Here is a 9,760-nt window from a genome sequence, read left to right on the forward strand (position 1 = left end):
TCCTGAACTTTAACCAATGGGCGGCCAGTGTGCCGCCCATTCTTTTTTGACATGATCATCTGTGTAAGGCAGAGAGTGCGCCGCATATAAGGAGGCGCACATGGCGAAGGTCGATCTTTCGAAGTTCATCGATAACAGCTTGAAGGCTGAGTTCGAGGCAAAACCCTACGACATCAGCAAAGATCGCTCGAAGCTGGTTGCCCGGCTTGAAGCTGCGCTCGCGCAATTTACCAGCAATGGCAATGTGAAGGGTCCAAAGCTCTGGAAGGTGAAGAACGGCGTCGTGGAGTTCAAAGCTGCCGTGAATGGGGTTGACCTGACCATCAACGGCTCAACGACCAACTACATTCCTGAAAGCCAGTTCGAGCCTTTCCTCAAGGCGCTGATCGAGGCTACCAACGCTGGCGAGTTTGACACGGTGTTCACCGCCGGGGCTGCTTCCCCTGCGAAGACCTCTGGCGCACCAAAGCAGAAGCGCAACGTCAGTGACGCAAGCCGTCTCAACATTCGCGTCGGCGGGTTCCGCAGGGGCGGCAAGACGGATGCTCAAATCCGTAAGCAGCTGACGGACGAAGGAGTGGATAAGGCGGCGATCGAGGCCGCTATCGCGTATAAGCGCCCTGGCAGGTGAGCCATAAGAAAAGCCCTCCGCGATTAGTGGAGGGCTTTTCCATACAAGGAGCAACTCAATAAAGCCCAATTACGCGAAGGCTCTCTGATTGCCTTCTATTTATTCCGGCCCTAATGCGATGTCTCTAAATGCTGCACTAGATACGCAGCCATCTCCTTTTGAACCTCGATTAATGGTTGAAGGTTCTCGATAGGTTCATCTTCCCACCACATACGCCAAAACCCCGTCTCATTATGCCGAGCGTCGATAGGCCTGAACGGGTTGAAGGCCCAAGTGAAGCCCACCTTAGCTGGCTCTCCGAAATGTATATCGAACCACAGGACGCGATCACGGTTGCTCAGCTTGATCTTCTCAGCTTGCATGAACGCATTTCCGTATTGGATAACCTCGGTCATCACCTGCTCATCGGTAACGACTTCGCGACGGCTTTGGAGGTCGATCAGCACGTCGCGGCGTATGGCCGCGCGGAAATGTCTCAGCTCTTTAATCTCATTCTTCATAGGCACAGTCCTCTTTTGAGTGCCTAAGAAAACAATGCGCCATTGCATCCAGAAATCAAGCCGAGAAGTGAACTTTGTAGAAGAGTTTGGCACAGTCCAAGAAAGCGGATGACGCGGCAGTTCATGAGAGTTTAGCTGTTCCGGCACAACGAGACATCGGAGTGCCGATATGCTAGAGATCCACCTCAACGCACTTGCTGACTTCCTTATTGAAGAAATTGATTGTTCCGCTGAGTATGAAGAGGATTGCTTCGGCCTGACGTTCCGCGGCTATCGTCTCTACGTCGAACGGCGCCGGATGCACTTTCGGATTGAGCATGGAGCGGCAGTGTTTGAGTTGCCGCGTCCGTGAGCCAAATCGTGTTTAGATGAAATGAAGCGTCTCATTTCGAGGCGCTTTTTCTATCTGAAGATGATTTTCGGGGACGGGCAGGCATGTTATGCCGCGCCGCATGGGGGATTTATGAACCGTCTGTTTTTTACTGCTTTTTCGCTACTCGCTGGCTCAGCGCCTGTTTTTGCGAAACCTCCACTGGTCCAATATATCCTCAAGTGTGATGGCGAGAGCATGGCTGCCGGGACGAAAAGCCCAATGACGATGACGTACCGGATCGATGAGAAGGATAGGAGCGTTGAAACATGGGACGGAGCGGAATTTCATCGATGGGGCAAAAAGGGCGACCTTGAAGTAGCGCCTGACATGGTCTTTTTCATTACGGCAGAGGCGACACGTGGAAGGCCCCAGAAGAGTTTCAACATCGACCGAAAAACCGGGAAGATCAGTGAAGCCACTACTTTGCTGGTAGGGAATGGTGATCAAGACACCATCCTCTTTGATGGTATTTGTGCGGTAGTGGACAAGCCTGAAGAGGTTAAGGTCAAGTTCTGAAATTTGGCGAAGGGGTGGTATGAAGTCTATTGCATTTTTGTCGGCTGTGATGATTGCCATAGCTCCTATGAGCGCATTCGCTGGAACGCCGCCGTCTGCCGCGAGGATAGTTGCGGAAGAGGTCGGTCATGCTGGGCCTGCATGTGGCATAACTGAAGCAACAGCGACCTCAGCAATACGCGCTGCAATGCGCTACAATCGAATGACTGAGGATACCACGGCAACCGGCGGCACAGTTAGCAAAGTCCCGACCGTCTATTTCTCAGGCTCCGTTGGTAAGGTCGGTGTAACCTGCGTCGGGAACTATCAAATTCAGTTTCTTATTTGGGTGCCTATGCCCTCGCCGTGGGCTACCGGTGAACGCATTCTGGGTAAGGCACTGTTCTGCCAGAAAGGTGGATTCAACGGCGGATCGACGGCTACCTTTTCGACCAACTATCTAAACGGCGTCAAAGATGCGTTCAACGACTGCTTGTCGCAAATGGCTGATCGCACTGTGGCTTCGCGATAGTCGCTGATCCCCTGTAAGCCCCGCAGAGAAGAAGAAAGCGCCCGCAAGCACGCGAGGCGCTTTCACTCTGAGTGGTGTTCCTAGGGGCTTACAGGGTTAGCGCTTGGAGAGGGTGGCCAATCCGCAAAACCCGCAGGAAACTGCGAAATTTTTGTGTTACAACAGTCACCACTTGCTCCGCATCGTGCAGGGCGATCGCCTTGAACGGGACCCCCGTGCGCTCTTCCTCCCGCAGCATGGCGCGCCAGACCACATTCAGGCAATCGGCTTTCGTAGTTGGCCCATTTCGTTCGTTGATGCACAGGATCAACCGCGTTTCCCGGGCCGCCAAGGGCGTGAGAATATCCAATGTCGCCCGGTCATTGGGATAGGCGCCCACGAAGATCCGATAGTCCTGATCCCCCCAGTGGTTGAGCGCGTTACGGAGCATCGGGCCGATCACATCGGCTTCCTGCCAGGCTGGGATGAAGATGGCGATGCGGCCGGGTTGCGGGGAGGCGGGCAGGGTGAGGGTCGTCATTCGTCGATGACGGGAATAGACAATCAGCTTGCGCCACAGCCTTCGGCACAGGAAGACCAGGTCTATGATGAAATCGTCCATGCCGCCGATCGCCAGCGCCACCACCGCGAACAGCAGAATTTCATGATGAACCCTCGCCAGATAAGCGAAGATCATTGCCTCCACGGATCGAGCTCTCCCTGTTCCCGACGAGCGGCTATGACAGCAAAGACTTGATTCTCAAACAAATAATCATTTCATAGGCGTAATAATTTTTATTGATCCATAGCCTTCCCCAACAGTGGCTTTCAGGCCCTCGGTGCTCATGGAGAAGGCGAAGACCGCCATTCTCGCTGGCTTGCTGCTGCTTTGACCATTGTGGATTGCCTCCTTTTGGAAGGCGGCCCGCTTTTGAGGGGGGGTAATATCCGGCAGGCTGCTCTCCGCATGCGCCGGATGGAATCGCATGGCCATCGGGCCGATGCTATCGTGACCACGCCGTAGAGCGACTCGCACAGGATGCGAACCCCAGCCAATCTCTTTCAGCGATCAGGTAGGAGGGTGAATATGAATGGGGAGATGGATGTCAACTATCTGCTGCACAGACAGCAAGTTGCATTGATTCGCGCGCAGATGAGCCGGTCGGTGAAGGGCCGGGAGGCCTATGAAGGCCTTGCGCGCGGCTATACCGATCAGATCGACGCCTATCGCCGTGAGAATGAAAGGCTGGTCGACCTGGCGCATTAGCGGCGTTCGATCAGCCGTTCTATCGACTCGCGGTGCGTTTCATTGTCGCCACATTCCTTTTCCAGCACCGTCTTGATCTTCTCCAGTTCCGCTTCGGTCAAATGTTCGATGCCGATGAACTCGTTCCGCGCCGTCGATACGGCGCGGATCAGTTCGTCCATTTTCGCCTGTATGGCGGAGCCGTCGCGATTTTGCGCATTCTGGATCAGGAAGACCATCAGAAAGGTGACGATCGTCGTGCCCGTATTGATGATGAGCTGCCAGGTGTCGGAATAATGGAAGATCGGGCCGGTCACGATCCAGCCCAGGATCACCAGCACGGCCAGGATGAAGGCGGCCGGCTGGCCCGACCAGCTTGCGATCCGGTGGGCAAAGGCCGTGAAAATCCTGTCCATCTCTCTTTTTCTCCCTTGGGCGCGGCCAGCATTTAGCCTCTGTTCAGACCATGCTTGCCATGAAGGAGGGATGACAACCATCCCCCTCCGTTCGCTGGCCTGCGGGCTGGGCGCTTCGCTCCTCCTCATGTCTTGCGCGACGGTCTCTCCCGAATCGCGCCTTCGCACCGGGCTGATCGATGCGGGTATATCGCCCCGCATGGCCGGCTGCATGGCCGAAAGGATGGTTGATCGGCTGAGTCTGACGCAGCTCCGCAGGCTTCAGTCGCTGGCATCGCTCCGCAAGTCTCACATGGGGGACATGACGGTGGACCGGTTCCTCTTCAAGGTCCGCGCGCTGGAGGATCCGGAGATCTTTGCCGTGACCAGCAAGGCGGCGATCGTCTGCGCCATCGACGGCTGATTTCGCAATAAACAAGGCTTGCGCTTTGCAAAGGTTTTGCAATTTTGCAAAGTCATTTTGCGAAATTTGCTGGTGTTGCCCTTTTGCCTGTGCTTAGCCGCTGGGCACAAGAGTTTCAGCGGAAAGGACGGGCGAGCCCCATGAACATCCACGAATATCAGGCGAAGGAACTGCTGGCGAAGTACGGCGCGCCGATCGCCGCCGGTTACGCCGCTTTCTCCGTCGATGAAGCGGTCGAAGCCGCCAAGAAGCTGCCCGGGCCGCTTTATGTCGTGAAGTCGCAGATCCACGCTGGTGGCCGGGGCAAGGGCAAGTTCAAGGAACTCGGTCCCGACGCGAAGGGCGGCGTCCGTCTGGCCTTCAACCTGGACGAGGTGAAGGCTCACGCCACCGACATGCTCGGTAACACGCTGGTGACGGTGCAGACCGGCGAAGCAGGCAAGCAGGTCAATCGCCTCTACATCACCGACGGGGCTGATATTGCGAAGGAATTCTACCTCGCCCTGCTGGTGGACCGTGCGACCGGCCGCGTGGCCTTCGTCGTGTCGACCGAAGGCGGCATGGACATCGAGGAAGTCGCGCATTCGACCCCGGAGAAGATCCACACCTTCGCCGTCGACCCGGCCACCGGCTTCATGCCGCACCACGGCCGGGCCGTTGCCGCCGCGCTGGAATTGACCGGTGACCTGGCCAAGCAGGCCGCCAAGGTCGCTTCGTCGCTCTACGACGCTTTCCTGGCGACCGACGCGTCGCAGATCGAAATCAACCCGCTGGCCGTCACCGAGCAGGGCAACCTCCTCGTCCTCGACGCCAAGGTCGGCTTCGACGGTAACGCATTGTTCCGTCACAAGGACATCGTCGAACTGCGCGACCTGACCGAGGAAGATGCGGCGGAAGTCGAGGCTTCGGAATATGACCTCGCCTATATCAAGCTGGACGGCAATATCGGCTGCATGGTGAATGGCGCGGGCCTTGCCATGGCGACCATGGACATCATCAAGCTTAACGGCGAATTCCCGGCCAACTTCCTGGACGTCGGCGGCGGCGCTTCCAAGGAAAAGGTGACGGCGGCCTTCAAGATCATCCTGAAGGACCCGGCGGTGAAGGGCATTCTGGTCAACATCTTCGGCGGCATCATGAAGTGCGACATCATTGCCGACGGCATCGTCGCCGCCGCCAAGGATGTGAACCTGTCGGTTCCGCTGGTCGTCCGCCTGGAAGGCACGAACGTCCAGCAGGGCAAGGACATATTGGCCAAGTCGGGCCTGGCCATCGTCCCGGCGGACGATCTGGGCGACGCGGCCAAGAAGATCGTGGCGGAAGTGAGGAAGGCAGCCTGACGCAGCTTTTCGCCTGAACAAGACACCAAAAGGGTGCGGGTGGTCCGGAGACGGGCTGCCCGCGCCCCTGCTTGCATTTGCGGGCTTGGCGTGAATGAAGGAAGGATGTTGGAGATGAAGATCCTTGTGCCCGTGAAGCGGGTGATTGACTATAATGTGAAGCCTCGGGTGAAGGCGGACGGGACGGGCGTCGATCTGGCGAACGTGAAGATGTCGATGAACCCGTTCGACGAGATCGCGGTCGAGGAAGCCATCCGCCTGAAGGAGAAGGGCGTGGCGACCGAGGTGGTGGCGGTGTCGATCGGCGTTGCCAAGGCGCAGGAGACGCTGCGCACGGCGTTGGCCATGGGTGCCGACCGGGCGATCCTGATCCAGACCGACGATGAGGTCGAACCGCTGGGCGTGGCCAAGCTGCTCGCCAAGGTGCAGGAAGAGGAAGGCGCCGGCCTGATCATCCTGGGCAAGCAGGCGATCGATGACGACAGCAACCAGACCGGCCAGATGCTGGCGGCCCTGCTGGGTCTGCCGCAGGGCACCTTCGCCAGCAAGGTGGAGGTCGAAGGCGACGAGGTCAGCGTGACCCGCGAAGTCGACGGCGGTCTGGAGACGGTGAAGCTCAACGTCCCCGCCATCGTCACCACCGACCTGCGTCTCAACGAGCCGCGCTATGCCTCGCTGCCCAACATCATGAAGGCGAAGAGCAAGCCGCTCGCGACCAAGGCGCCTGCCGATTACGGCGTGGACATTGCGCCGCGTCTGGAGACGATCAAGGTGTCCGAACCGGCCAAGCGTTCGGCCGGCGTGAAGGTGGCCGATGTCGATGAACTGGTCGCGAAGCTCAAGGCTCTGGGAGTTGCAGCATGACGAAGACGCTCGTTTGGGTTGAACATGAGGGCGGCGCGGTCAAGGACGCGACGCTTTCCGCCGTCACCGCTGCATCGAAGCTGGGTGAAGTGCATCTGCTGGTTGCGGGGCAGGACGTCGGCGGCGTTGCCGCGGAAGCCGCCAGCATCGCGGGCGTGGGCAAGGTCCATGTCGCCGACGACGCCGCCTTCGGTCATGCGCTGGCCGAGAATGTCGCGCCGCTGGTCGTTGAGCTGATGAGCCATCATGATGCGTTCGTCGCGCCCGCCACCAGCAATGGCAAGAATATCGCGCCGCGCGTGGCGGCTCTGCTGGATGTCATGCAGATCAGCGACATTCTGTCGGTCGAGAGCGAGGATATGTTCACCCGGCCCATCTATGCCGGCAACGCCATCGCGACGGTAAAGTCGAAGGATGCCAAGAAGGTCATCACCGTTCGCGGCACCGCTTTCGAGAAGGCGGCCAAGGAAGGCGGCAACGGGACTGTCGAGGCGGTGGCTTCGACGGGTGACAAGGGCATTTCCTCCTTCGTCGGGGCCGAAATCGCCAAGCTGGAGCGTCCGGAGCTGACTTCGGCCAAGGTGATCGTGTCGGGGGGCCGTGCGCTCAAGGACGGCGAGACGTTCGAGGCGACGATCTTCCCGCTGGCGGACAAACTGGGCGCGGCGGTCGGCGCGAGCCGCGCGGCGGTCGACGCGGGTTATGTGCCGAACGACTATCAGGTCGGGCAGACCGGCAAGATCGTGGCGCCGGAAGTCTATATTGCCGTGGGTATCTCCGGGGCGATCCAGCATCTGGCGGGGATGAAGGATTCCAAGACCATCATCGCCATCAACAAGGATGAAGATGCGCCGATCTTCCAGGTGGCGGACATCGGGCTGGTCGGCGACCTGTTCAAGGTCGTGCCGGAGCTGGTCGAAAAGCTGTAAGCCCTGTCGGGGTTCAGAAGGAGGGCGCGGGCCTTGGGTCCGCGCCCTTTTTCGTTCTATTCGCAGCGGACGTCGTTCTTGTCGATGGCGCGGCCGGCGAGCGCGCCGCCGGCGCCGCCCAGGATGGTGCCCAGCGTCTTGGAGCCGCCGGGGGCGATGATGTTGCCCAATACGCCGCCCGCGATCGCGCCGACTATGGTGCCGGTGGTGCCGTCGTCGCGCTTGCAATAATAGCGGCCGTCATTGTCGCGGTAGATATAGTCGTTGTCGCCGATGGGCCGGCCGCCGGGGCGGTGGCCGTAGCCGGGGCGGTCGTAGCCGTAGCGGCCACCGTCACCGTCCGAAACGCAGGCCGTCAACGGCATTGCAAGCAGCGCCGCTGCCAATAGGGGGGTGCGCATTGTCCTTTTCTCCTGTGCTTTCCCTGCTGGGGTGACAACCCTTGGGAAGGGAGGAAGTTGCGCGAAATAGTCTGCCCGCCGCGGCACCAAAAGGGGGGAAAGGCAGCCGGGCGGGCAGTGATGCCAGCGGGGAGAGGGTGTTCACCGCTGGAAAGGAAAGGGTCGGGCCGTCAGGGCGTCACGGGCGCGGCGCCGGTGGTGCTGGCGGCGGGCGTGGCGAGGTTGGGACTGGCCACCGTGCTGTCGCTGTCGCGGCGCTGGTCGAGGTCCGATTTCGCCTGGTTATAGCGGGCGACGAGGTCGTCCTTGAACTCTGTCAGCTTGCCTTCGTCATAGAGTTTCTTGCCGACATAGCCTGCGATCGCGCCGAAGATAAGGGTGCGGATCATGGGTGGGGGCTCCTTGTTCCGTGGGGAATTTGCAAGGATAACATTGGCGGCGCGGATCGGTTCCGGCGCGGTGCGGCAGGGCGAGCGGGGCCGGCGATGCGAAGAGTGGCAGGGCCGGCCGGGGCCGTTCAGTTGGTGGCGGCGGCGCGGCGGGCGCGGCTTTCATCGACATATTCCTGTCGTCGGGCCATGACCAGAAAGGCGGCTTCGGAACGCAGGCAGCGCTGGCGGACATTGTCCAGGGTGGCGGCGTCGGCTTCGTTCCGGGCCTGACGGGCGAGGGCGCGGAAATCGGGGTTGGCCATGGGACGCTCCTTTCAAGAGTGGCGGGCGCCGCGTGGGCGGCGCCCGGCCTGTCAGCGGCGCATCATTGCGCGTGCTGGATATTCACCGCCGCCATCTTGCCGCGCTTGTCCTGCTCCAGATCGTAGGAGACGCGGTCCTTTTCGCGCAGGGTGGCGAGACCGCCGCGCTCCACCGCGGAGATGTGGACGAAGGCGTCCGGGCTGCCGTCATCGGGAGCGATGAAGCCATAGCCCTTGTCGGCGTTGAAGAATTTGACGGTTCCGATGATGCTCATGGGGTATTTCCTTCTTTACGTGGGCGCGTCCCGTGTGGACGGGCCTTGCGCTAGAGGGGCAGGGAAAGAAGGAAGTTTGGTGCCGCAAAGCGCCGAAAGACCGTCGATTTGCGACTATAGCCTTCCCCATATAGGGGCATGGGGGCGGAATAGCAAATCGGCGGGTGCGATCATCCTGCTCCCGCCAGCGCGGCGAAGCCGAAAAAGGCGTCGCGGGCGCGGGCGGCGGCATGTTCATAGGGGCGGCGCTCCGCCTCCGCGCGCAGGGCCAGCGCCTGTTCCTCCGCCGTCGTCAGGTCGCGCTCATAGGCGTCGATGTCGTAGAGGGCGTCGCTTTCGTCGCCGTCGAAGCCGGGCGGCGCGGGATAGTCGGTGCGCCAGCCGTCCCTTTCCTCATCCCACCAGATGCCGCGCAGCCGGGCGGCGGCTTCCTCCGGCGGGAAGCTGGCGCGGTCGACCGGCGGAGCGGCCGGAATGGGCCGAAGTTCACACCGTCCATCGAGGGGGAAGAGCGGGGCCTTGCCGCCTTCGCCCAGCGCCAGGCGCGCGGCGACGAACAGCGCGGCGGAGGCGCCGGGGGACAAGGCGGCGGCGGCCTGTTCGATGGCGGGCGCTTCTTCGGGGGCGGCGGGGTCGGGCAGCGCGGCGTGGTCCGCATCGGCGGCCATGGGCTGGGGCGGGG

17 protein-coding genes and 1 pseudogene are annotated in these 9,760 nt (G+C 60.6%); 9 read left to right on the plus strand and 9 right to left on the minus strand.

The annotated features are described in order from the left end of the window. Window positions 1–100 precede the first annotated feature (100 nt). Entirely contained in the window at window positions 101–631 is a 531-nt protein-coding gene (locus A0J57_RS20180; protein WP_061939063.1) for a hypothetical protein, read from the plus strand. 110 nt (window positions 632–741) lie between these two features. Here A0J57_RS20180 and A0J57_RS20185 read toward each other — a convergent pair whose 3' ends face one another. Beyond that, complete coding sequence (locus A0J57_RS20185) at window positions 742–1,131, minus strand: hypothetical protein (protein WP_061939065.1); 390 nt, start codon at window positions 1,129–1,131, stop codon at window positions 742–744. Window positions 1,132–1,300: 169 nt separating this feature from the next. On the opposite strand from A0J57_RS20185, the gene A0J57_RS26130 reads away from it, so the two are divergent. The 3 genes from A0J57_RS26130 to A0J57_RS26135 all read left to right on the plus strand — a co-directional run bounded on the left by A0J57_RS26130 (window position 1,301) and on the right by A0J57_RS26135 (window position 2,531). Continuing rightward, window positions 1,301–1,483, plus strand: a complete 183-nt coding sequence (locus tag A0J57_RS26130) for a hypothetical protein (protein ID WP_140042859.1) — start codon at window positions 1,301–1,303, stop codon at window positions 1,481–1,483. Between the two features lie 111 nt (window positions 1,484–1,594). Continuing rightward, window positions 1,595–2,020: a hypothetical protein gene (locus tag A0J57_RS20190; RefSeq protein WP_153017861.1), complete on the plus strand. Its 426-nt coding sequence runs from the start codon at window positions 1,595–1,597 to the stop codon at window positions 2,018–2,020. A 202-nt stretch (window positions 2,021–2,222) separates the two neighbouring features. After that, window positions 2,223–2,531, plus strand: a complete 309-nt coding sequence (locus A0J57_RS26135; protein ID WP_140042857.1) for a hypothetical protein — start codon at window positions 2,223–2,225, stop codon at window positions 2,529–2,531. An 88-nt stretch (window positions 2,532–2,619) separates the two neighbouring features. Here A0J57_RS26135 and A0J57_RS20195 read toward each other — a convergent pair whose 3' ends face one another. Then, a complete protein-coding gene (locus tag A0J57_RS20195; RefSeq protein WP_082718761.1) occupies window positions 2,620–3,207 on the minus strand; it encodes a glycosyltransferase in 588 nt (195 codons plus the stop codon). A gap of 75 nt (window positions 3,208–3,282) precedes the next feature. Further along, entirely contained in the window at window positions 3,283–3,504 is a 222-nt protein-coding gene (locus tag A0J57_RS20200) for a hypothetical protein (protein ID WP_062017378.1), read from the minus strand. 93 nt (window positions 3,505–3,597) lie between these two features. On the opposite strand from A0J57_RS20200, the gene A0J57_RS20205 reads away from it, so the two are divergent. Continuing rightward, entirely contained in the window at window positions 3,598–3,777 is a 180-nt protein-coding gene (locus tag A0J57_RS20205; protein ID WP_025550220.1) for a hypothetical protein, read from the plus strand. Here A0J57_RS20205 and A0J57_RS20210 read toward each other — a convergent pair. Further along, window positions 3,774–4,172: a low affinity iron permease family protein gene (locus A0J57_RS20210; RefSeq protein WP_025550219.1), complete on the minus strand. Its 399-nt coding sequence runs from the start codon at window positions 4,170–4,172 to the stop codon at window positions 3,774–3,776. The two genes, A0J57_RS20205 and A0J57_RS20210, sit on opposite strands and share 4 nt — an antisense overlap. 70 nt (window positions 4,173–4,242) lie before the next feature. Between A0J57_RS20210 and A0J57_RS20215 the strand changes: the two genes are divergently transcribed. From A0J57_RS20215 to A0J57_RS20230, 4 genes are all read left to right on the plus strand, one after another. After that, window positions 4,243–4,575: a hypothetical protein gene (locus A0J57_RS20215; RefSeq protein WP_025550218.1), complete on the plus strand. Its 333-nt coding sequence runs from the start codon at window positions 4,243–4,245 to the stop codon at window positions 4,573–4,575. Window positions 4,576–4,715: 140 nt separating this feature from the next. Next, complete coding sequence (gene sucC, locus A0J57_RS20220; RefSeq protein WP_044662622.1) at window positions 4,716–5,915, plus strand: ADP-forming succinate--CoA ligase subunit beta; 1,200 nt, start codon at window positions 4,716–4,718, stop codon at window positions 5,913–5,915. A gap of 114 nt (window positions 5,916–6,029) precedes the next feature. Next, window positions 6,030–6,779, plus strand: coding sequence for an electron transfer flavoprotein subunit beta/FixA family protein (locus A0J57_RS20225; protein ID WP_061939075.1), 750 nt, complete (start codon window positions 6,030–6,032; stop codon window positions 6,777–6,779). Beyond that, complete coding sequence (locus A0J57_RS20230) at window positions 6,776–7,708, plus strand: electron transfer flavoprotein subunit alpha/FixB family protein (RefSeq protein WP_048577912.1); 933 nt, start codon at window positions 6,776–6,778, stop codon at window positions 7,706–7,708. The genes A0J57_RS20225 and A0J57_RS20230 overlap by 4 nt, the downstream gene beginning before the upstream one ends. 56 nt (window positions 7,709–7,764) lie before the next feature. Here the strand turns inward: A0J57_RS20230 and A0J57_RS20235 are convergent, their stop codons facing one another. The 5 genes and pseudogenes from A0J57_RS20235 to A0J57_RS20250 form a co-directional block, all read right to left on the minus strand. Beyond that, a complete protein-coding gene (locus tag A0J57_RS20235) occupies window positions 7,765–8,109 on the minus strand; it encodes a glycine zipper 2TM domain-containing protein (RefSeq protein WP_025550214.1) in 345 nt (114 codons plus the stop codon). A 170-nt stretch (window positions 8,110–8,279) separates the two neighbouring features. Further along, complete coding sequence (locus A0J57_RS20240) at window positions 8,280–8,498, minus strand: hypothetical protein (RefSeq protein WP_061939069.1); 219 nt, start codon at window positions 8,496–8,498, stop codon at window positions 8,280–8,282. A 128-nt stretch (window positions 8,499–8,626) separates the two neighbouring features. Then, on the minus strand, window positions 8,627–8,803 hold the full coding sequence (locus A0J57_RS26685) for a hypothetical protein (RefSeq protein WP_165363300.1): 177 nt from the start codon (window positions 8,801–8,803) through the stop codon (window positions 8,627–8,629). Between the two features lie 62 nt (window positions 8,804–8,865). Further along, window positions 8,866–9,078 carry a cold-shock protein gene (locus tag A0J57_RS20245; protein WP_007684722.1) on the minus strand — a complete coding sequence of 71 codons (213 nt, stop codon included), beginning with the start codon at window positions 9,076–9,078 and terminating at the stop codon, window positions 8,866–8,868. Between the two features lie 170 nt (window positions 9,079–9,248). Then, window positions 9,249–9,760, minus strand: a pseudogene (locus tag A0J57_RS20250) (hypothetical protein); the annotation flags it as partial.

It is taken from the genome of Sphingobium sp. 22B (assembly GCF_001580035.1).
Lineage (GTDB): Bacteria > Pseudomonadota > Alphaproteobacteria > Sphingomonadales > Sphingomonadaceae > Sphingobium > Sphingobium fuliginis.

What these genes read in the sequence shown, in the direction of transcription:
- A0J57_RS20205 (WP_025550220.1), top strand. Translation starts at nt 3,598, where the DNA reads ATGAATGGGGAGATGGATGTCAACTATCTGCTGCACAGACAGCAAGTT.
- A0J57_RS20185 (WP_061939065.1), bottom strand. Translation starts at nt 1,131, where the DNA reads ATGAAGAATGAGATTAAAGAGCTGAGACATTTCCGCGCGGCCATACGC.
- A0J57_RS26135 (WP_140042857.1), top strand. Translation starts at nt 2,223, where the DNA reads ATGACTGAGGATACCACGGCAACCGGCGGCACAGTTAGCAAAGTCCCG.
- A0J57_RS20230 (WP_048577912.1), top strand. Translation starts at nt 6,776, where the DNA reads ATGACGAAGACGCTCGTTTGGGTTGAACATGAGGGCGGCGCGGTCAAG.
- A0J57_RS20190 (WP_153017861.1), top strand. Translation starts at nt 1,595, where the DNA reads ATGAACCGTCTGTTTTTTACTGCTTTTTCGCTACTCGCTGGCTCAGCG.
- A0J57_RS20200 (WP_062017378.1), bottom strand. Translation starts at nt 3,504, where the DNA reads ATGGCCATGCGATTCCATCCGGCGCATGCGGAGAGCAGCCTGCCGGAT.
- A0J57_RS20180 (WP_061939063.1), top strand. Translation starts at nt 101, where the DNA reads ATGGCGAAGGTCGATCTTTCGAAGTTCATCGATAACAGCTTGAAGGCT.
- A0J57_RS20195 (WP_082718761.1), bottom strand. Translation starts at nt 3,207, where the DNA reads ATGATCTTCGCTTATCTGGCGAGGGTTCATCATGAAATTCTGCTGTTC.
- sucC (WP_044662622.1), top strand. Translation starts at nt 4,716, where the DNA reads ATGAACATCCACGAATATCAGGCGAAGGAACTGCTGGCGAAGTACGGC.
- A0J57_RS20225 (WP_061939075.1), top strand. Translation starts at nt 6,030, where the DNA reads ATGAAGATCCTTGTGCCCGTGAAGCGGGTGATTGACTATAATGTGAAG.
- A0J57_RS26685 (WP_165363300.1), bottom strand. Translation starts at nt 8,803, where the DNA reads ATGGCCAACCCCGATTTCCGCGCCCTCGCCCGTCAGGCCCGGAACGAA.
- A0J57_RS26130 (WP_140042859.1), top strand. Translation starts at nt 1,301, where the DNA reads ATGCTAGAGATCCACCTCAACGCACTTGCTGACTTCCTTATTGAAGAA.
- A0J57_RS20235 (WP_025550214.1), bottom strand. Translation starts at nt 8,109, where the DNA reads ATGCGCACCCCCCTATTGGCAGCGGCGCTGCTTGCAATGCCGTTGACG.
- A0J57_RS20210 (WP_025550219.1), bottom strand. Translation starts at nt 4,172, where the DNA reads ATGGACAGGATTTTCACGGCCTTTGCCCACCGGATCGCAAGCTGGTCG.
- A0J57_RS20240 (WP_061939069.1), bottom strand. Translation starts at nt 8,498, where the DNA reads ATGATCCGCACCCTTATCTTCGGCGCGATCGCAGGCTATGTCGGCAAG.
- A0J57_RS20245 (WP_007684722.1), bottom strand. Translation starts at nt 9,078, where the DNA reads ATGAGCATCATCGGAACCGTCAAATTCTTCAACGCCGACAAGGGCTAT.
- A0J57_RS20215 (WP_025550218.1), top strand. Translation starts at nt 4,243, where the DNA reads ATGACAACCATCCCCCTCCGTTCGCTGGCCTGCGGGCTGGGCGCTTCG.